This window comes from Enterobacter sp. E20, assembly GCF_000801755.2.
Classification (GTDB): domain Bacteria; phylum Pseudomonadota; class Gammaproteobacteria; order Enterobacterales; family Enterobacteriaceae; genus Enterobacter; species Enterobacter asburiae_B.
This window is the reverse complement of the sequence record NZ_CP012999.1, coordinates 2421090-2441587: the sequence shown is the minus strand read 5'-3', so window position 1 is coordinate 2441587 and position 20498 is coordinate 2421090. Positions and strand designations below refer to the sequence as shown.

18 protein-coding genes are annotated in these 20498 nt (G+C 56.2%); 15 read left to right on the top strand and 3 right to left on the bottom strand.

The annotated features are described in order from the left end of the window. Positions 1–68 precede the first annotated feature (68 nt). The 8 genes from NI40_RS11505 to NI40_RS11470 all read left to right on the top strand — a co-directional run bounded on the left by NI40_RS11505 (position 69) and on the right by NI40_RS11470 (position 11055). A complete protein-coding gene (locus NI40_RS11505; protein WP_039262803.1) occupies positions 69–1550 on the top strand; it encodes an alpha/beta hydrolase in 1482 nt (493 codons plus the stop codon). Positions 1551–1645: 95 nt separating this feature from the next. Further along, the gene (locus tag NI40_RS11500) at positions 1646–2857 is read left to right on the top strand and encodes a diguanylate phosphodiesterase (protein WP_039262802.1); all 1212 of its coding nucleotides are present in this window, start codon (positions 1646–1648) and stop codon (positions 2855–2857) included. Positions 2858–2945: 88 nt separating this feature from the next. Next, on the top strand, positions 2946–3836 hold the full coding sequence (locus tag NI40_RS11495) for an aminoimidazole riboside kinase (RefSeq protein WP_039262801.1): 891 nt from the start codon (positions 2946–2948) through the stop codon (positions 3834–3836). Between the two features lie 173 nt (positions 3837–4009). Beyond that, entirely contained in the window at positions 4010–5527 is a 1518-nt protein-coding gene (locus NI40_RS11490) for a carbohydrate porin (RefSeq protein ID WP_039262800.1), read from the top strand. Between the two features lie 66 nt (positions 5528–5593). Then, entirely contained in the window at positions 5594–6964 is a 1371-nt protein-coding gene (locus NI40_RS11485) for a sucrose-specific PTS transporter subunit IIBC (RefSeq protein ID WP_032656958.1), read from the top strand. Continuing rightward, entirely contained in the window at positions 6964–8370 is a 1407-nt protein-coding gene (locus NI40_RS11480; protein ID WP_039262799.1) for a sucrose-6-phosphate hydrolase, read from the top strand. Before NI40_RS11485 ends, NI40_RS11480 begins: the two co-directional genes overlap by 1 nt. A gap of 28 nt (positions 8371–8398) precedes the next feature. Then, complete coding sequence (locus NI40_RS11475) at positions 8399–9415, top strand: LacI family DNA-binding transcriptional regulator (protein ID WP_039262797.1); 1017 nt, start codon at positions 8399–8401, stop codon at positions 9413–9415. A gap of 89 nt (positions 9416–9504) precedes the next feature. Further along, positions 9505–11055 carry a methyl-accepting chemotaxis protein gene (locus NI40_RS11470; RefSeq protein WP_039262795.1) on the top strand — a complete coding sequence of 517 codons (1551 nt, stop codon included), beginning with the start codon at positions 9505–9507 and terminating at the stop codon, positions 11053–11055. Between the two features lie 99 nt (positions 11056–11154). On the opposite strand, the gene NI40_RS11465 is transcribed toward NI40_RS11470, so the two are convergent. Then, complete coding sequence (locus NI40_RS11465; protein WP_039262794.1) at positions 11155–11916, bottom strand: hypothetical protein; 762 nt, start codon at positions 11914–11916, stop codon at positions 11155–11157. A gap of 667 nt (positions 11917–12583) precedes the next feature. Here NI40_RS11465 and NI40_RS11460 point away from each other — a divergent pair. The 7 genes from NI40_RS11460 to dsbG all read left to right on the top strand — a co-directional run bounded on the left by NI40_RS11460 (position 12584) and on the right by dsbG (position 18821). Beyond that, on the top strand, positions 12584–13231 hold the full coding sequence (locus tag NI40_RS11460) for a hypothetical protein (RefSeq protein ID WP_039262792.1): 648 nt from the start codon (positions 12584–12586) through the stop codon (positions 13229–13231). A 654-nt stretch (positions 13232–13885) separates the two neighbouring features. After that, positions 13886–14305 carry a hypothetical protein gene (locus NI40_RS11450; protein WP_039262408.1) on the top strand — a complete coding sequence of 140 codons (420 nt, stop codon included), beginning with the start codon at positions 13886–13888 and terminating at the stop codon, positions 14303–14305. Positions 14306–14310: 5 nt separating this feature from the next. Then, the gene (locus tag NI40_RS11445) at positions 14311–14871 is read left to right on the top strand and encodes an RNA polymerase sigma factor (protein ID WP_080277788.1); all 561 of its coding nucleotides are present in this window, start codon (positions 14311–14313) and stop codon (positions 14869–14871) included. 87 nt (positions 14872–14958) lie between these two features. Further along, entirely contained in the window at positions 14959–15330 is a 372-nt protein-coding gene (locus NI40_RS11440; RefSeq protein WP_033145608.1) for a hypothetical protein, read from the top strand. Positions 15331–15377: 47 nt separating this feature from the next. Further along, positions 15378–17402, top strand: coding sequence for a protein-disulfide reductase DsbD family protein (locus NI40_RS11435; RefSeq protein ID WP_039262409.1), 2025 nt, complete (start codon positions 15378–15380; stop codon positions 17400–17402). Positions 17403–17409: 7 nt separating this feature from the next. Beyond that, on the top strand, positions 17410–18021 hold the full coding sequence (locus tag NI40_RS11430) for a DsbA family protein (RefSeq protein ID WP_039262410.1): 612 nt from the start codon (positions 17410–17412) through the stop codon (positions 18019–18021). Between the two features lie 41 nt (positions 18022–18062). Further along, the gene (gene dsbG, locus NI40_RS11425) at positions 18063–18821 is read left to right on the top strand and encodes a thiol:disulfide interchange protein DsbG (protein WP_039262411.1); all 759 of its coding nucleotides are present in this window, start codon (positions 18063–18065) and stop codon (positions 18819–18821) included. A gap of 41 nt (positions 18822–18862) precedes the next feature. Here the strand turns inward: dsbG and NI40_RS11420 are convergent, their stop codons facing one another. Both NI40_RS11420 and NI40_RS11415 read right to left on the bottom strand, forming a co-directional pair. Next, positions 18863–20155, bottom strand: coding sequence for a glycoside hydrolase family 10 protein (locus NI40_RS11420; RefSeq protein WP_039262622.1), 1293 nt, complete (start codon positions 20153–20155; stop codon positions 18863–18865). 7 nt (positions 20156–20162) lie between these two features. Beyond that, complete coding sequence (locus NI40_RS11415; RefSeq protein ID WP_033145603.1) at positions 20163–20450, bottom strand: VF530 family DNA-binding protein; 288 nt, start codon at positions 20448–20450, stop codon at positions 20163–20165. Positions 20451–20498 lie beyond the last annotated feature (48 nt).

Sequence of the window (20498 nt, the reverse complement as noted above, 5' to 3'; positions counted from 1 at the left end):
GTGAATACGTCAGTCCGTTCACATTTTTGATAAGATAGATGTACTGTGAATATAAAAGGGATCCCGGCATGGTAAATCTGCCCTGGCGAGTCAGCGTGCGCCTGATGGCGCTTGCAAAGAAAATAGGGATGGTCGTCGGGATCGTACTGGTCGTCCTGCTGGCGGTTCGGGTCTATCTCTCGCAGCAGGGGCCGGAACTGCACCTGTGGCATACCTGGCGGGCCGATGAGATGTCCGTGCGCGAGATGGATAACGCCGATTTTGCCCGGTATATCGCCCGGGAAAACGCCATTTTCGCCGATCTTGATCATGCGGTGACGGCGAAAACAGAGGGCGAGGAACGCACGCCGTTAAACCGCTATTATCGCCAGAGCCTGGTATGGCCGGGACAGTTTACGCCCGATGCCAACCGCTCCTTTGTGCTGATGCCTGCCGGCAAGCCGCGCGGCGCGGTAGTGCTGCTGCACGGTCTGACGGACTCGCCCTACAGCGTCCGGCGCCTTGCCGTGAACTATCAACAGCACGGCTTTGTGGCCGTGGTCCCGCGCCTGCCCGGGCACGGCACCGCGCCCGGCGCGCTGACGGACGTTGACTGGGAGATGTGGCTCGCGGCGACGCGTCTTGCGGTGCGGGAAGCCACGCGTCTGGCGGGCGAGGCTGCGCCTCTGCATCTGGTGGGCTACTCCAACGGCGGGGCGCTGGCGATGAAATACGCCCTTGATGCGCTGGATGCGCCTGCGCTGCGTAAACCGCAGCAGGTGATACTGCTCTCACCGATGATCGGCGTGACGGCCTTTGCGCGGTTTGCCGGTTTCGCCGGGCTACCGGCGCTGCTGCCGGCGTTTGCCAAAGCGGCGTGGCTGAATATCTCTCCGGAATATAACCCGTACAAATATAACTCGTTCCCGGTGAACGCCGCCCGCCAGTCATGGCTTTTGACGAAGGCCCTGCAGGAGCAAATCGGCCGCGAGGCGCGGGAGAACAGGCTGGCGAATTTGCCGCCGATCCTGGCGTTCCAGTCGGTCATGGATTCCACGGTCAGCACCCGCGCGGTGGTGACCGGCCTGTTTGACCAGCTTCCGGCAAACGGCAGCGAGCTGGTGGTGTTTGACATCAATCAGGCAGCCAGCTTCCGTCCGCTGTTCAAACCGTCGTCGTGGACGGCAACCTCGGCGCTCCTGCCGGTTGCGCAGAGGCGTTACGGTGTCACAATTATTACCAATGCCAGCGAGCACAGCTTCTCGACGGTGGCGAAAATCACTCCGGCAGGCAGCACCCGGGAGACGGTCGTGCCGCTCGCGCAGGCCTGGCCGCAGGATGTCTATTCCCTGTCGCACGTTGCGGTGCCGTTCCCGCCGGATGACGATCTCTATGGTCGTGAGCCTCGGGTGAAAAACCGCTACGGCATCAGCCTGGGGACGATTGCGCTCTGGGGCGAAACCTCCGTGTTGAGCGTCGGAAAAGAGGCGCTGATGAGGGTCACCTCGAACCCGTTTTACGACTACATGCAGGAGAGGATAGACAGCCGAATTGGCAACGGGGGAAAGTAACGTTCCCCTGTGGTGTGAATATGTTAGGTCGCATTGATTAAGTATGTTAAATAGTAGCTTCAAGGCACCTCTCTTTCTCATCGGAACCCATTTTTGTGCTGACGACTCTGATTTACCGAAGCCAGTTGAATTTATCCCGCCCCTCCACCGAGCTGCGGGAACTGGTGGAGCGCGCCCGGATCCGCAATGCCAGTCTGAATATCACCGGGGTTCTGCTTGCAAAAGGCAGCGATGTGCTGCAAATACTCGAAGGGTCGGAAGAGAGCGTGCTTAAGCTGTTCCATAAAATCCGTGACGACAAGCGTCACAGTGGAGTGGTAGAGCTGATGCGGGACTATGGCCCGCGCAGACGCTTCGAAAACGTCGGTATGCTGCTGTTCGATCTGCAGACGCAGTCACCGAAAGAGGTGCTGCAGTCGGTTCTGAATTACAGCAAGCTGGACAGCTATCTCACATCCGATGACCGGGTGTTCAAATTTATCCAGACGTTTATCACGGGTAAACGTCCGGTCCTGTCGGGTGCACGCTACGTACCTGAAAAATGGACGCTTTCACCCGAGGTGTTGCCCTTTGGCGAACATCTGGGGCTGATGGCCAACCAAACCTGTCAGTTTGCGCTTCAGCCCATCGTTGAGCCCTCGGAAGGGAAGATCAGTTCGCTTGAAGCCCTTATCCGCGGCAACGACGGCGGCAGCCCGGAGCATTTCTTCAGCACCCTCGATCCGGACAAAATCTATGAAGTCGATCTCCAGACGAAGGCGTATGCCTTTGCGCTGGCGGAAAAACTGGGAATTGGCAGCCATAAGATTGCGGTAAACCTGCTGCCGATGTCGCTGGTGAATGTTCCCAACGCCGTGGAATTCCTGGTCAGCGAGATAAAAAAACATGGGCTGCAGCCGGAGCAGGTAGTCATTGAAGTGACGGAAAACGAGATGATCTCCGGCTTCAACCAGTTCAATAGCGCCATCAAGCAGCTTCGCGGTGAGGGGATTGGCCTGGCGATCGATGATTTCGGTTCCGGCTATGCCGGTCTTTCGCTGCTGACCCGCTTCCAGCCGGACAAAATTAAGATCGACCGGGAGATAGTCAGCGATATCCACCTCAGCGGCCCGAAGCAGGCGATTGTGCGCTCCATCGTCAGCTGTTGCTCCGATCTCGAAATTACCCTGGTAGCGGAAGGGATCGAGAAGATAGAGGAGTGGTGCTGGCTCGAGTCTGCCGGGATCCGGCGTTTCCAGGGCTTTCTGTTTGCCCGCCTGCAGCTTAATGGCGTCGGTGATATTCACTGGCCGCATCTGGTGCGTTAGCCAATTTTCCTCCCGCGTTATTTCCCCTTCGCCCTGCCTGTGCTTAAATAGCTAAAACGGTTTAACATAGTTTAGCTACGAGGATCACATGAAAAAAATCTGGGTACTTGGCGATGCGGTGGTGGATTTGCTGCCCGATGGAGAAGGCAGATTGCTGCAGTGTCCCGGCGGCGCACCGGCAAACGTTGCGGTCGGTATTGCCCGGCTGGGCGGCCAGAGCGCCTTTATCGGCAGGGTTGGCGACGATCCCTTCGGGTGCTTTATGGCGAAAACTCTCGCTGACGAGCGGGTCGATGTGAAGTTTTTGCGCCTTGACCCGGCGCACCGCACCTCAACGGTGGTGGTCGATCTCGACGACCACGGCGAACGCTCGTTTACCTTTATGGTGCGTCCGAGCGCCGATCTGTTTCTCGAATCCGCCGATCTGCCGATGTTCAGCGCCGGGGAGTGGCTGCACGTCTGTTCCATCGCATTAAGCGCAGAGCCGAGCCGTTCCGCGACGTTTGAGGCGATGGCCGCCATTCGCGAGGCGGGCGGTTACATCAGCTTCGACCCCAATATTCGCCCGGATCTATGGCCGGATGAGAACGAGCTGCGCCGCTGCCTGGAGCTGGCCCTGCAGAGCGCCGACGTGGTGAAACTCTCCGTCGAAGAGCTGGCGTTTCTAACCGGAGATGTCGAGGTAAACGTCGGTCTGGACGCGCTGATGGCGCGCTGCCCGGTGCGTCTGGTGCTGGTCACCCAGGGAAAAGAGGGGGTGATCGCCTGGCATGATGGCACCGTAAAACACTATCCGGCAACGCCCGTCGAGTGTGTCGATACCACCGGCGCGGGCGATGCCTTTGTGGCGGGGCTGCTCTACGGACTGGCCGCCGGGCAGGACCTGACGCCGGTCATCGCCTTAGCCCAGCGCTGCGGCGCATTAGCCACCACGGCCAAAGGGGCAATGACCGCATTGCCCTGGCAGCACGATCTGTAATTCCCTCCTTCACTGGCCGCCATCCGGCGGCCTGAATTGTCGCCTCGATCACACTTACTAAAACGGTTTAGCAAAAAAGATTGCCGATCCAAAATTCAGAGGTTTAGTATCAGCAACCTAAACCGGTTTAGCAATTTAGCACGTTTAATGACTTCTTTTAGGGATGCGACAAAATGTATAAAAAACGCAGACTTGCCGTGATGATAGGCATGCTGGCCGGAAGTACCTCTGTTTTTGCCCAGACGGATATGACAAGTATCGAAGCGCGTCTTGCCGCGATGGAGCAGCGCCTCCAGGCGGCGGAAACGCGTGCGCAGGTGGCTGAGAAACGCGCCACAGATGCGGAACAAAAAACGCAGCAGCTGGTTGCCGCGCAGCAGCAGACGCAAACGACAGCCCAGGCGGTGGCGCAGCGCACCACCGCGCTGGAGAAGAAGGCGGATCAAAGCAGCGGGTTTGAGTTCCACGGCTACGCCCGTTCGGGCCTTCTGATGAACGATGCGGCCTCCAGCAGTAAAAGCGGTCCTTATCTGACCCCGGCCGGTGAAACCGGCGGCGCGGTAGGGCGTCTGGGTAACGAAGCCGACACCTACGTCGAGCTGAACCTGGAGCACAAGCAAACTCTGGATAACGGGGCGACTACGCGCTTTAAAGCGATGCTGGCCGACGGTCAGCGAACCTATAACGACTGGTCAGCCGATACCAGCGATCTCAATATTCGGCAGGCCTTCGCGGAGCTGGGCAACCTGCCTGATTTTACCGGCGCGCTGAAGGGCAGCACCTTCTGGGCGGGTAAACGCTTCGACCGCGACAACTTTGACATTCACTGGCTGGACTCCGACGTGGTGTTCCTGGCCGGTACCGGCGGCGGCGTCTACGACGTGAAATGGAACGATTCGCTGCGCAGCAACTTCTCGATCTACGGCCGCAACTTCGGCAGCGTGGAGCAGACCGACAATAACGTTCAGAACTATATCCTCAGCATGAACCACTTCGCCGGACCGTTCCAGCTGATGGTGAGCGGCCTGCGTGCGAAGGATAACGACGACCGTAAAGACACCAACGGCGATCTCATCAAAACTGACGCCGCCAATACCGGCGTTCATGCCCTGGTCGGGTTGCATAACGAGAGCTTCTACGGCCTGCGGGAGGGGACCGCCAAAACGGCGCTGTTGTACGGCCACGGGCTGGGTGCGGAAGTGAAAAGCATCGGCTCCGACGGCGCGCTGCTGCCTGAAGCGGATACCTGGCGTTTTGCAAGTTACGGTGTCACGCCAATTGGCGGTGGCTGGAGCGTTGCGCCCGCCGTGCTGGCGCAGAGCAGTAAAGATCGCTACGTCAAGGGCGATAGCTATGAGTGGGTAACGCTCAACACCCGCCTGATTAAAGAGGTGACGCAGAACTTCGCCCTGGCGTTTGAGGGAAGCTATCAGTACATGGATTTAAATCCGGAAGGCTATAAGGACCGCAACGCTGTTAACGGCAGTTTCTACAAGCTGACCTTTGCGCCGACGTTAAAAGCGAGCAAAATCGGCGATTTCTTCAGCCGTCCAGAGCTTCGTCTGTTTGCCACCTGGATGGACTGGAGCAGCAAACTGGATCATTACGCCAGCGATGATGCCTTTGGCAGCAGCGGCTTCAACGCCGGCGGGGAATGGAACTTTGGGGTCCAGATGGAAACCTGGTTTTAACCCATCACGCTCCCGCCCGGCGGGAGCGTTTCGCACATCATAAAAAGAAGTCAGGCAGAGGTATCTATGGATTTTAATCAAATCGCCCGCGAGCTTATTCCGCTGCTCGGTGGCAAGGAAAATATCGCCAGCGCGGCGCACTGCGCAACGCGTCTTCGTCTGGTGCTGGTCGATGACGCGCTTGCCGATCAGCAGGCGATCGGCAAGGTCGACGGCGTAAAAGGCTGTTTTCGTAACGCCGGACAGATGCAGGTGATTTTTGGCACGGGCGTGGTCAACAAGGTCTACGCCGCGTTTATTCAGGCGGCGGGGATTAGCGAATCCAGTAAATCTGAGGCCGCGGATCTGGCGGCGCGCAAGCTGAACCCGTTCCAGCGCATTGCCCGTCTGCTCTCCAACATCTTTGTCCCGATCATTCCCGCGATTGTGGCATCCGGCCTGCTGATGGGCCTGCTCGGCATGGTGAAAACCTACGGCTGGGTCAATGCGGATAACGCTCTCTACATCATGCTGGACATGTGCAGCTCCGCGGCGTTTATCATTCTGCCTATTCTGATCGGCTTTACCGCCGCGCGGGAATTTGGCGGTAACCCGTATCTCGGTGCGACGCTGGGCGGCATTCTGACCCACCCGGCGCTGACCAACGCCTGGGGCGTGGCCTCCGGCTTCCACACCATGAACTTCTTCGGCCTTGAGATTGCGATGATTGGCTATCAGGGCACGGTGTTCCCGGTGCTGCTGGCCGTCTGGTTTATGAGCATCGTCGAGAAAAACCTGCGCCGCGCGATCCCGGACGCGTTAGACCTGATCCTGACGCCGTTCCTCACCGTCGTTATCTCCGGCTTTATCGCCTTGCTGATTATCGGCCCGGCGGGGCGCGCGCTGGGCGACGGCATCTCCTTTATCCTGAGTACGTTAATTGAACACGCGGGCTGGCTGGCCGGGCTGCTGTTCGGCGGGCTTTACTCGGTGATTGTGATCACCGGTATTCACCACAGCTTCCACGCGATCGAAGCCGGGCTGCTGGGCAACCCGTCGATTGGCGTTAACTTCCTGCTGCCGATTTGGGCCATGGCGAACGTGGCGCAGGGCGGCGCCTGTCTGGCGGTGTGGTTCAAAACCAAAGATGCCAAAATCAAAGCCATTACCTTACCGTCGGCGTTCTCTGCGATGCTGGGCATCACCGAAGCGGCCATTTTTGGTATCAACCTGCGCTTCGTGAAGCCGTTTATCGCCGCGCTGATCGGCGGCGCGGTGGGCGGGGCCTGGGTGGTCTCAGTCCATGTTTACATGACCGCCGTTGGGTTGACCGCTATTCCGGGCATGGCCATCGTGCAGGCCAGCTCGCTGCTCAACTATATTATCGGTATGGTGATTGCCTTCGGCGTGGCGTTTACCGTCTCACTGCTGCTGAAGTATAAAACGGACTCTGAATAATGACGTTACCTTCCCGCTGGCCTGCGATCCTGCAGGCCGTTATGAAAGGTCAGCCGCGGGCGCTGGCGGATAGCCACTATCCGCAGTGGCACCCCGCGCCGGTGACGGGGCTGATGAACGATCCCAACGGGTTTCTCTGGTTTGCCGGCCGCTACCACCTGTTCTATCAGTGGAACCCGCTGGACTGCGAGCATCGGTTTAAATGCTGGGGGCACTGGAGCTCTGCGGACCTGGTGCACTGGCAGCATGAGCCGCTGGCGCTGATGCCGGATGAAGAGTATGACCGCAACGGCTGCTACTCCGGTAGCGCCGTGGATAACCAGGGCGTCCTGACCTTGTGCTACACCGGCAACGTTAAGTTTGATGACGGCAGCCGCACGGCCTGGCAGTGCCTCGCCGTGGAACAGCCGGACGGGACCTTTACGAAGCTGGGGGCGGTGCTGGCGCTGCCGGAAGGCTACACCGGACACGTGCGCGACCCGAAGGTGTGGCAGCACGACGGGATGTGGTACATGGTGCTCGGCGCGCAGGATCTGCAAAAGCGCGGCAAGGTGCTGCTGTTTAAATCAGCCGATTTGCACGCCTGGGCGTCCTGCGGGGAAATCGCCGGTCACGGGGTTAACGGCCTGACGGACGCGGGTTATATGTGGGAGTGTCCGGACCTGTTCGCGCTCGACGGAACGCACATCCTGATTAGCTGTCCGCAGGGGCTGGCGCGCGAGCCGCATCGCTATCTCAACACCTATCCGGCGACCTGGACGAGCGGGGCGTTTGATTATTCGAATGCCGCGTTCGATCACGGCGACCTGCACGAGCTGGACGCGGGCTTTGAGTTTTACGCTCCGCAAACGACGCTGGCGGAAGACGGCCGACGCATTCTGATCGGCTGGATGGGCGTACCGGACGGGGAAGAGATGCTTCAGCCAACCCGGGCGCACGGCTGGATGCACCAGATGACCTGCCCGCGCGAATTACGCTATCGCCAAGGCAGGCTCTGGCAGACCCCGGCGCGCGAGCTGGCGGCGCTGCGTGAAGATGAGCAGCGCTGGCAGGGGCGCGCCAGCGAGGCGCCGGACCTGGACGCGACGCGCCTGGAGTTTGAGCTGAGCGCATCGCAGGTGAATGTCGATTTTGGCGGCGCGCTGCGTCTAACGGTTGATGAGCAGGGCATACGTCTTGAGCGCGCGAGCCTGAAAACCGGTGAAACGCTGACCCGCTACTGGCGGGGCGACGTCACTCATTTGCGCGTTCTGTGCGACCGCTCCAGCGTTGAAATTTTCATCAATCACGGTGAAGGGGTGATGAGCAGCCGCTATTTTCCTGACCATCCGGCCCGGGTGCGATTCGAAGGTGCGTCCGATATCACATTACGCTACTGGTCGCTGCGCGCCTGCATGATAGAATGAGGGTTTTGGCAGCCGGATCTAAGTCGTTGTGAGAAAAACAAAACGCGTCACCATTAAAGACATCGCGGAGCTGGCGGGTGTGTCAAAAGCCACCGCCAGTCTGGTCCTGAACGGGCGCAGCAAAGAGTTTCGCGTGGCGGAAGAGACGCGCGAGCGCGTGCTGGCGATTGCAAAAGAGCACCACTATCAGCCCAGCATTCACGCCCGGTCGCTGCGCGATAACCGCAGCCACACCATTGGTCTGGTGGTTCCGGAGATCACCAACTACGGTTTTGCCGTGTTTTCTCACGAGCTTGAGACGCTGTGCCGCGAGGCGGGCGTTCAGCTGCTGATCTCCTGCAGCGATGAAAACCCGGGCCAGGAGACGGTGGTGGTGAACAACATGGTGGCGCGTCAGGTGGACGGGCTGATTGTGGCCTCCAGCATGCTTAACGATGCGGACTACCACAAGCTGAGCGAGCAGCTGCCCGTTGTCCTGTTTGACCGCCACATCAACGACAGCGCGCTGCCGCTGGTGATCACCGACTCCATTACCCCGACGGCGGAACTGGTGGCCGACATTGCGCGCCAGCATCCTGATGAATTCTACTTCCTCGGCGGCCAGCCGCGCCTTTCTCCGACGCGCGACCGCCTGGAAGGGTTTAAGCAAGGTCTGCGAGAGGCGGGCGTGGAGCTGCGCCCCGAGTGGATCATTCACGGCAACTATCACCCGAGCTCCGGTTACGAGATGTTTGCTGAACTCTGCGCCCGTCTGGGGCGTCCGCCGAAAGCGCTGTTCGCCGCCGCCTGCGGGCTGCTGGAAGGGGTGCTGCGCTATATGGGCCAGCACAACCTGTTGCAAAGTGATATCAGGTTAGCCAGTTTTGACGATCATTATCTCTACGATTCGCTGACGATCCCGGTGGATACCATTCGTCAGGATAACCGCCAGCTGGCGTGGCATTGCTTTGATTTGATTAGCAAATTGATCGAAGGGGAGACGCCGCAGCCGTTGCAGCGCAAGCTCAATGCCACCCTGCAGCGACGCTATAAGCCAGCGAAATAGCCCGGTTCGATACTTCAATAACTTTAATTAATTTAAGTTTTGGAATGGCCGATAACCATAAGGAATAATTCTCCTTGAGGTATTGGTTTATGTCGTTGAAAAAGTCGTCCCTGATCGTCCTGTTCTCGCTGCTTTTCTTCTTTGTTGTCAGCACTGTGACCAGCGTTGGCCTCATCATTAAAAGTAATAATTCCCTGGATAACGTCAACAAAGAGATCCAGGTTGTGCTGTCCATTATTGACCCCATCAACCACAGCCGTACGCTGCGCGTGCGGGTGATGGAGTATGTGAAGATGGTGGAAGCGGGCAACTCGGCGGACGGGGCTGCAAAGCTAACCGCCGTGAAAGAGGCGCTGACCAAAGCGGATCACGCCTTTGCGGCCTTTATGGCTTCGCCGCGTCTGACGGATGAAGCGCCGCTGGTGACTGCCTATCAGGACGCCTGGCAAAACTACCGCAACCAGGGGCTGGCGCCGATGATCGATGCCGCCGAGGTGCACGATGTGGCCAAATTTAACGCGCTGATCCCGGAAGTCTCCCGCCTCGACCGCCAGTACGAGATCGTTCTCGACCAGGTTCTTTCCGTCCACCAGAAATACGCCAAAAGCCTGAACGAAGATGCGAGCAGCAATTTCGTCTCAGGCCTGGCGATCATTGCCGCTATCGCCAGCCTGTTTGTGGTGGTGATTGTCGCCGTCAGCCTGCTGATGAAGCGCTTTGTCTTTGCGCCGGTCAACCTGGCGCGCGAGCACTGCAGCCAGATTGCGGCGGGCAAGCTGGACATACCGGTGCCGGTCAAGGGGAGCGCACATAACGAAATCGATCATCTTATGAGCTCAATGGAGCAGATGCGTCAGGCGCTGCTGGCGACCATCGCCCAGGTGCGCGACGCGAGCCATACCGTAACGCACGCGGCGCAGGAGATTGCCTCCGGAAATATCGACCTGGCGTCACGTACCGAGCAGCAGGCTTCCGCGTTGACCCAGACGGCAGCGAGCATGGAAGAGCTGAGCGCGACGGTGGCGAACAATACCGACAACGTTTATCAGGCCGGGAAACTGGTGCAGGACGCGGTGAAAAATGCCCACACAGGTGAAGCGGTAACCCGCGAAGTGATCGACACGATGAACACCATCGCGGCGAACTCGAAGCGCATCGAAGACATTACTAGCGTGATTAACAGCATCGCCTTCCAGACCAATATTCTGGCGCTGAACGCGGCGGTTGAAGCGGCGCGCGCCGGTACGCAAGGTCGCGGCTTTGCGGTCGTGGCCAGCGAGGTACGCACCCTGGCGCAGAAAAGCGCGGTGGCGGCCAAGGACATCGAGAGCCTGATTGCGCAGTCGGTCTCCAGCGTGAAAAACGGCGCGGAGCTGGTCAGCCGCTCGGGCGAGGTGATTGACTCGATTATTTCGTCGGTGAATAAAGTGAATACGCTGATGGAGCAGATCTCCGTCGCCTCCGAAGAGCAGAGCCGCGGGATCAGCCAGGTCGGCCAGGCGGTGACCGAGATGGATGGCGTGACCCAGCAGAACGCCGCGCTGGTGCAGCAGTCCGCTGCGGCAGCGGCATCGCTGGAAGAGCAGGCGCAGCAGCTTTCACGGAGTATTTCGAGTTTTAGTTTGCCGGTGCAGGCCTGATTGATAGTGGGAGGCTCCTGAGGGAGCCTTTTTTAATGATTCACTTAATAAAAGCAAGCGGATCAGTGACTCATAAATATACAGATAAATTCATTTTTTTCAATTCGATAGTAGTGAGATAAATGAAGGTTCTAAATCACCATCCCACTCAGATGATATTTGGTTACGGACGGTCCAGTAAATGGGATATTCACATTTATGTTTCTCTAAAGACTCACATATGAGCCAGTTTTGATAACTTGCTGTTGCTTGATGGTAATCATCAATAAGTGGTTTTAAGTATAAATTCCCGTGCTTGATTTGCAACAAGTGTTCTCTTGAGGTTGCTGTTAATCTTTTATAATTAAGTAACTGTTTTGTCATATATGAATAACCTGATTCAGTTCTCCCCTCCGTAACTGCGAAGGATAATACAGGGACAATTAATGATTGATGTGTGATGATGTTCCTTATGTCCTCCACAAGCTTTATATTGGTGTTTGCAATTATTTCTTTGTGTAATTTTGACTCGGCTAGCTGTTTTAGTTTATCGGGGAATAATTTTTTGTTATTATATATATTTCGTGTGCTATCACGTAACGATATTGCAGAGGCAATGTAGTTTATAAACAATCCTGTAATCATTATAAACTGATCTTTTGGGACTTTTTCGCCGATTAAATGCCTGTAAACTATGTCAAAAGATTCATATTTATGAAGTGTAGTTGTTAGCTTTTGGTAGTTTATTTCATTTACATGACTCATGAAAATTGAAGAGTAAAGATCCTCATATAAGGAATTAGCTTCGGAACGACGTAACTCAGCCCACTGCTCATAAATGTCTAAAGGCCTAAAATCTTCTTCGCTAAGGTTGATTTTCATAAATCCTCATATAGCTTCAATTGTTATAGGCCTATACTACATGAGTATAAAATTACTTCAATACGTCCGTATGATTTTCGACCCAAGTAAGCATGCGAGCTATTTATTTTAACTGACTCAATTTTCATGCCGAGCGCATTTTAAATGTTGAGCTCCGTCTGCAAGTGAGGTGTTTTGCTGGTAATTGTGTCGAACTCGACACGGTCTTTGCACAACCTTGCATTTATTTTGGCGATCGTTCCGATTCATCTGCCTCTTCAGATACGTTTAACGTCAATTTTTCTGTAGGTGGTTATTAAGTACGAACTCGAAAATGGATGCTTATAGTACATGTTATCAATACTGCAAGCAGCGCTGTATCAGATTCCATTAGTACCGCTATGACATTGATCCTCTAGCCAAAGCATCGACCATCCATCGAATCACAAGGAAGAGTCCTGCGCCAGTCTGGTGACGATAGACAATGAATGATCGGGAACTAATGGCTGGTTGTATGTTGATATGAGCGACACGCGCTCAACAAAATACCAGATCATTCTTTTCAAAATTATGACCGTCAACCTACCTAATATTGGTGGGATAAACAAATTATCATGGTTTTCTCTGGTGGTTAGGAGTTATCTTATTGATTCTATCTTATCAAATTTTATGAGATTCAAGGATTCTGATGAATATGCCATATTTTTTTGCTTTTCTACCTATACTAATCTCGTTCGCTTCGTTGTTGGTTAGTTTTATTCATGGTAGTAACAAGAATAAAACAGGTATTATTGATAATCTCTCTAAAGAATTAAGCAGTAAGAGAGTTACGCCTTATGTAGTTCAGGTGTGTGTGTCAAGAATACATAATAGTAGGCCTATACAGTTTAGTATTTTGAAGAAACTTCTTAATTATAATGACGCGTTGGAAATCATTCAGCTTTTTTCATATGGAAGGAAGGTTCTGGATATTTTTAAGTTTTCAGAGGATGGTAATCGTATTTTGGTTGGATATTCACAGGCATACAATACATTCACCAGTAGATTGATGAGCATGCTTGTTTGTCTTCTATCTTTATTGGTGTGTTACTCGGCATCTGTTTATTTCATGATTGAAATAATGTTCTCGCTTAATCAGATGAATTCTATGGGGAGTGTTGGTGTTGAGGCTGGCGATGTGATTTTTAAATCAATCGGGCTGATCTTTTTCATGTTGATGACATTTGGGTTTTCTTGGCAATTTGTAATCATTTTTGGTTCCGGGAAAAGAATAAAAAAAATACAAAAATTAATTGATGGGAATTATTCCCGGAAAAATCATTCCAGGAACAGATAACCTAGTGTTAAAAACCCCAAAAAAGGCAATGCAGTACTAAATATTAGTACGTTAGATTGCCACTTTAATTTAATAATTATAAATATTATAGATTGCTTATGAACTGAAATACTTTCGCTTAGGGTAATTCAAAAAAGCTTCGCCAAGGCGAAGTTTTTTGTATCAGTGGAGTCAATACATTGTAGTAATCTAAAATGCCCTAGAGTAATCCTCTTCAGCTATAAAAACGGTGGAACCAATAGCCATTTCTACGGAGAGTATTATCAGAAACGGTTTTCTGGTGATGATCGGAAACACAACCGCTCTCTCTATATAACATCCTCTTTTCTTCAGGCATCTACCAGCTGGTCCAACCACCATGGATGCTAATTGCCTTGGGAATTTGTGCGTTCACAGATATAGCTGCATGCATCTGATGGCACGAGTCTTTCCAGCAGATCTGCTTCGCTTTTTTTATCGTCAGTACTTTCACAAATGGTTTACATTGAGTCTCGGTTGCTGTTTCGTCGGCCAGTGTAGGAATGAGTGTATTCTTCTGAAACGTCCAAACTACATTTAAAAAATATTTCCGAAAAATTTTTAGCAATATTTCCATCCCTCATCCGTCTACCTCATCACAAGCCATAATCAGTTACTGTAAACGGGGTAAACACCATGAGAGATTTTGAACTGCACGACAGAGGTCACGGGCGCGGATTCGGTCGCCACCGTATGGGCAAGGGCTTAGTCATCGGCGCGGTGATTTTCATCGTGCTCGGCCTGGTGGTGATGACCCTGTGGAATGCCTTGCTCCCGGCGATTCTCGGCGTGAAGGCCATTGGCTTCTGGCAGGCGCTGGGCATTCTGGTGCTGAGCCGCATTCTGTTTGGCGGATTAGGTTTCCGTCCGGGGATGTTTGGTGCGCACCGCCGGATGCACGAGCGCTGGATGAACATGACGCCCGAACAGCGCGAAGCGTTTATTCAGCAGCGCCGCGAAGGTTTTGGTCGCCACGGACGCGGCCACTGCGGCTGGCACGGTCATCGTGACGATAAGCGCGACGACGCCACGCCAAAAGCGCCGGAAGCAGAGTGAGCGAAATGAAAGCCGGGGAGGCGGGCGGATCCATGCTAATGTCGGCGCTCAATGCCTGCCGCGCCCGGCTGACAGCCTTCATTCGCGGACGGACGTCCGTCCGCGATGATGCCGACGATATTTTGCAGGAAGTGACGTATCAGCTGATGAAAGTGGAGCAGCCGGTCGAAAACGTCGCCGCCTGGCTGTTCCGCGCGGCGCGTAACGAGATGACCGACCGGGCGCGTAAAAAGCGCGAGGTGTCGCTCTCCGGCTATTTTACGGGCGAAGACGAAGAGGGTTTCCCCGAGGACGAGCTGGCCGAAACCCTGTTCGGCGTACCGCACACGCCGGAAGAGGAGTACCTCAAAACGCTGCTGTGGGAAGAGCTGGGGCAGGCGCTGTCTGAACTGCCACCGCCGCAGCGCGAGGTGTTTGAAAAGACCGAACTCCACGGCTACAGCATTAAAATGCTGGCAGAGGAGACCGGCGCCAGCGAACAGGCTTTGTTATCCCGCAAGCACAAGGCGGTGCTGTTTCTGCGCACGCGGCTGCGGGACGTCTACGACGCGCTGACAGGCGAATAGCGGCGACAGACAAAACCTTACACTTCCGGCACTTGTAGATTCATCACTATCGTTTATGATCGGGGCGTCTTGTTACTCTGGAACGTTATGCGCAACCGTCAGCTCCTCGGAAAATGGCTTTTGATCGTCACCTGTCTCGCGATGGCGCTTTGCCTCGTGCAGCGTGCGGTGATGCTCAACCATTTTTTACAGGGACTGGATCCGCAAATTTCACTGAGTGCAGATGCCCCGGCTCAAAGCAGCAATACCGAACAGCCCGGCCCGTCGCCCTGCCAGCTGGGCGCACACTCGCTGCTTTGCGCCCAGCCGCTGTTCTTCGACGGCGCGCTACCGGCCATTATTATCTTCTTCGCGCTGCTGCAGCTGTTTACGCAAGGGCGGGCATTGGCTCCCGCAGAGCAGCCCGTTCAGGCACCGCCTCCCCGAATACACCTTAAAAACTGCGTTTTCCGTGAATGAAAATCATCGTCCTCACACGATAATTTTCACTGTTCACGGAGTAAAACATGGTTAACCTCTTCAGGGGATTCGTCTTCCTGTGGCTGTCCTGCATCGGCATTGTCCATGCGGCGGACACCGGCTGGCTGGTTTCCCCCCAAAACGATCACGCCCGCATCCGCTTTCAGGCGGAGAGGGAGCAAACGCACGTTAAAGGCCTGCTCACCGTTGAGCTGAAGCCCGGCTGGAAAACCTACTGGCGATCGCCGGGCGAGGGCGGCGTCGCGCCAAAAATCAGCTGGCCGGAGGGCGTAACGGATAGCTGGTCCTGGCCGGTCCCGTCGCGCTTCGATATCTCCGGCATGACCACGCAGGGCTATCACGACAAGGTCACTATCCCGATTACGCTCGACGGAGTGAAGGGCGACACGCTCGACGGGACGCTCACGCTTTCCACGTGCAGTAACGTCTGTCTGCTGACGGACTACCCTTTGCACCTCGATTTTACCCAGCCGGTAGATGAGGGCTTCAGCAGCGAGTTCGAGCAGGCGATGCGCGCCGTGCCCGGTACGTCAGGCGTATCCAGGGATCTCTCCGCATGGCTCGCTGGCGACAAGCTGGTGATTACCGGCACGACGGACGGGAAGTGGGATAATCCGGGGATCTACTTTGACCCGCTGGAAGGTGACATTCTTCCCGGCGAGCCGGTCATCAAACACGACGGCAATACCCTTCGGGTGACGGTACCCGTGACCGACGAATGGGGAGACAAGCCCGCCTCGCTGGAGGGCAAGAGGCTGTCGTTTGTGCTGACCAGCGGCGGCAATGCGCAGCAAACCACCATGACCGTTGGCGCGACGCCCGCAGCGTCCTCCGCGCCTGAAGGGACGGGAAAAATGGTGCTTTTTGCGCTGCTGGGCGGGCTTATCCTCAACCTGATGCCCTGCGTGCTGCCGGTCATGGGCATGAAGCTTAACAGCATCCTGCAGGCGGGTTCGGACAGGCGCGCCATCAGGCTGCGCTTTCTGGCCACCAGCGCCGGGATCCTCACCTCCTTTATGCTGCTGGCGGGGATGGTGACCGCACTGAAGCTGGCCGGGGCGTCGCTGGGGTGGGGCATTCAGTTCCAGAACCCGTGGTTTATCGGCCTGATGGTCGCCGTCACCTTCCTGTTTGCGCTGAACCTGTTTGGCGCGTTTGAGATGCTGCTACCTTCAGCCGCCACGGGACGGCTGGCTACGGCAGGAGGATCCGGGATTGGCGGCAGCTTTTGCGAAGGGATGTTCGCCACGCTGCTTGCCACGCCGTGCTCCGCGCCGTTCCTCGGTACGGCGGTCGCCTTTGCCCTTGGCGCGCCGCTACACTCCCTGTGGCTGATCTTCCTGATGCTCGGCGTGGGCATGAGCCTGCCGTGGCTGTTTGTCGCCCTGGTGCCGAAAACGGCCATGCTGCTGCCGAAACCCGGCCGCTGGATGAACACGCTAAAAGTCGTTCTGGGCCTGATGATGCTCGCCTCCAGCCTCTGGCTGGCAACATTACTGAGCGTGCATCTGGGCGAGGCGGTCAGCCAGATTGTGATGCTGGTGCTCATCGCCGTCGCGCTGGCGCTGTTCGCGCTGAAGGGGCAAAAATCCTCACCGCTGTTCTGGCTCGTGGTTATCGCGCTGTCGGCGTTTGGTGGGTATCAGGCGCGCGGGCTGCTTAACGCGCCGCCTGCCGCTCCGGCACAAAATGCTGCGCAGACCATCCCGTGGCAGCCGCTCAGCGAGGAGGCTATCCAGCAGGCGCTGGCTCAGGGGAAGCGGGTGTTTGTGGATATCTCGGCGGACTGGTGCGTGACCTGCAAAGTTAACGAGCATCGGGTACTGAATCAGCCGGACGTTATTGCCGCGCTGCGCCAGCCGGACGTGGTGGCCCTGCGCGGAGACTGGAGCCAGCCGTCCGCGTTTATCGCCGATTTTCTGGCGAAGCGAAACCGTTACGCCATTCCGTTTAACGCAGCGTATGGCCCCGGTCTGCCTGAGGGGGAAATCCTCTCGCCGCTGCTGGACAAGCGCACTCTGATCGCCACCCTGAACAACGCAAAAGGCTAACTGTGTTATGAAAAAATTCCTTATTACGCTTCTGTTCCTGCTGGCGCCGGTTCAGGTGTTCGCTGCCCAGCCGCTAACGCCGGACCAGGAGCAGCGTGCGCAGAAGATGGTGTATGATTTTCTGTTTAACGATCCAAACTCCCCGCGCATCGGCGCGAAAAACCCAAAGCTCACCCTGGTGGTGTTTACCGACTACAACTGTCCGTACTGTAAAAAATTCGATCCGTACCTGGAGAAGATCGTCGAAAAACACCCGGACGTGGCGGTGGTCTTTAAGTTTTTACCTTTCCGCTCGGAAAGTTCGCTAACCGCCGCGCGCGATGCGTTAACGCTCTGGCGTCAGGAGCCCGGGCAGTTTATGAAGCTGAACCACACCCTGATGGCGAAGAAGGGCTACCACGATGACGCCAGCATTCAGGAGGCGCAGAAGCGGGCGGGCGTGAGCGTCACGACGCCGGATGAGGAGAGCCTGATGACGATCAAGCGTAGCCTGATCGTCGCGGAAAAAATGGGGATCCAGGGCACGCCCGCCACGCTCATCGGCGAGGGACTGTTGCCCGGCTGGGTGCCGTTTGAACAGTTTGACGAAATGGTCAGTGACGCACTGAAAAACCGCTAACCTGAAGGGGGCGGAATGCCCCCGACAAACCGGAGAGGGAAATGAAAAAAATACTGTTACTTTCAGCGCTGGCGACCTCAGGGCTGGCGCAGGCGGCTGAAGCCATACCGGACGTGGTGAAGCACTTCAGCGAGCAGCAGAACATTAAAATCATCAAGAAGCTGGATGCGCCCGGCGGCGCGCCCGCCTGGCTTGGGCAGTATCAGGATATGGGCGTGACGCTATTTTTAACGCCGGACGGCAAGCACGTCATTTCAGGCTATCTGTACGATGACAAAGGTAAAAACATCAGCGAAGGCTATTTCCAGAAAGAGATCTACGCCCCGATGGGCCGCGAGATGTGGAAGAACCTCAACGCGGCGCATCCCCTGAAGGAAGGGGCGGATAACGCCCCGCGTAAAGTCTTTGTTTTCGCCGATCCGTTCTGTCCGTACTGCAAGCAGTTCTGGGCCGAGGCGCAGCCGTGGGTGAAGGCGGGCAAGGTGCAGCTCAACACGCTGCTGGTGGCGTTTCTCAACCCCAAAAGCGGACGTAACGCCTCGGCGATTCTGAATGCGAAAGATCCGGTTTCGGCCTGGCGCGAATACGAGCTTTCAGGTGGCAAAAAATTACCGAAGCCAGAGGGCGAGGCTTCCCGCGAAACGGTAGCGATCCTGCAGAAGCACCAGACGCTGATGGACAGCCTGGGCGCTAACGCCACGCCGGCCATTTACTATCTGAATGCGGAAAATGAGCTGCAGCAGGTGGTCGGTATGCCGGATGCGCAGCAGCTTGAGGCGATGTTCGGGCCGAAGCCGTAAAAAAAACAGGCAGAAACGGGGCGTTTCTGCCTGATAGTGACTTAGCTTCCCCAGCGTCCTTTCAGGTAGTTGACCGCCTGCTGGGTCTGCGGCTGGTTCAGGTAATCTTCCCGGAACAGGATGGTGCCGTTCACGTTGGGCAGCGAATCGTTGAGATCGAGCTGCTTTTTCAGCTCCGGCACGCCGCCCTGAACCGTCCAGTCCGGCTCGTTTCTCGACGGCTCGCCCACCTTGTAGAACGCAATGCCGATATACAGGCGAGTGTGGGTCGGCTTCACGACGTCGGCCCACCATTTGGTCAGCACGTCGTAGCGTGCGGCGTCCCGGGAGAAGGGCCAGTAAATTTGCGGAGCGATGTAGTCGAGCAGGCCCTGCTGCACCCACTGACGCGTATCGGCGTAGGATTCATCGTAGGCCGCGGCGCCGCGGGTGTCCGAGCCTGCCGGGTCAAACGAACGGTTACGCCACACGCCCGCCGGGCTGACGCCAAACTCAACGTCGGGCCTGGTCTGTTTAATCGCGCGGGAAACCTGGACGATCAGCTGCTGCGTGTTGTGTCTACGCCAGTCGGCCTTTGAGGCAAATCCCTGGCCGTACTGCCGCCAGGTCTGCGAATCATTGAGCGCGGACCCCGGCGATTCGGCGTAAAAATAATCATCGAACTGCACGCCGTCTACCGCGTAGTTCGCCACCACTTCGGTCACCACTTTGGTTATCCAGTCGCGCACTTCCGGAATGCCGGGGTCGAGCACAAAACGGTCGCCCGAGATGCGCACCCACTCCGGATGCTGGACATAGACGCTGGACGGGGTCTGATAGGCGGTCCGGTTCAGGGCGGCGATGGTGGACGGTTTGGTGTTGGTCGACACGCGGTACGGGTTGAACCAGGCATGCACCTTCATGCCGCGCTTGTGCGCTTCATCCAGCATAAACTGCAGCGGATCGTATCCCGGATACTCGCCGATGTTGCCCGTCAGCATATCCGACCACGGCAAAATTTTGGATGACCAGAGGGCCGTGCTGTCCGGTTTCACCTGGAAAAACACCGTGTTAATGCCGAGGCGCTTAAGGTTGTCGAGCTTGCTTGTCAGCGCCTGCTTCTGCATCGCGATGCGCTGGTCCGCGCTGCGGCCGTTCACCGAGGCCACCGGCGGCCAGTCGAGACGCGAGACGGTCGCCAGCCAGATCCCGCGCATCGGCTCGTTTGCCTGCGGCGTCGGTTTGCTCGCGGTGGGAAGAGGGGTAACCAGTGATTTCGGCGGTTTGGAGGAGCAGCTCACAAGTAAAAGCGCGCAGGCAGCCAGCGCACCAATCCGTTTTACGTGTCGCGTCATTTGCATATTAGCTCTTGATAATCCGACTGTTGGCCCAGGGATTAAAGGCGGGCGCCGCCTGTTCTGTGCTTACCTCATCGTTGAGGGAGTCCAGATACAGGGCTTCCACTTCCGCGCGCGCCCACGGGGTACGGCGCAGAAATTTCAGGCTCGATTTAACGCTGGGATCTTTTCTGAAACAGTTAATTTTGATTCGGTCGCCCAGTTCGCTCCAGCCGTATTTTGCCACCAGGGCATTGACCATCATCTCCAGCGTTACGCCATGCAAAGGATCTTTGGAAATATGTGCAGTCATAGGTGTCCGGATGTCTCAATGTTTGTGGGGGCAGGGTTTCCGGTGAAA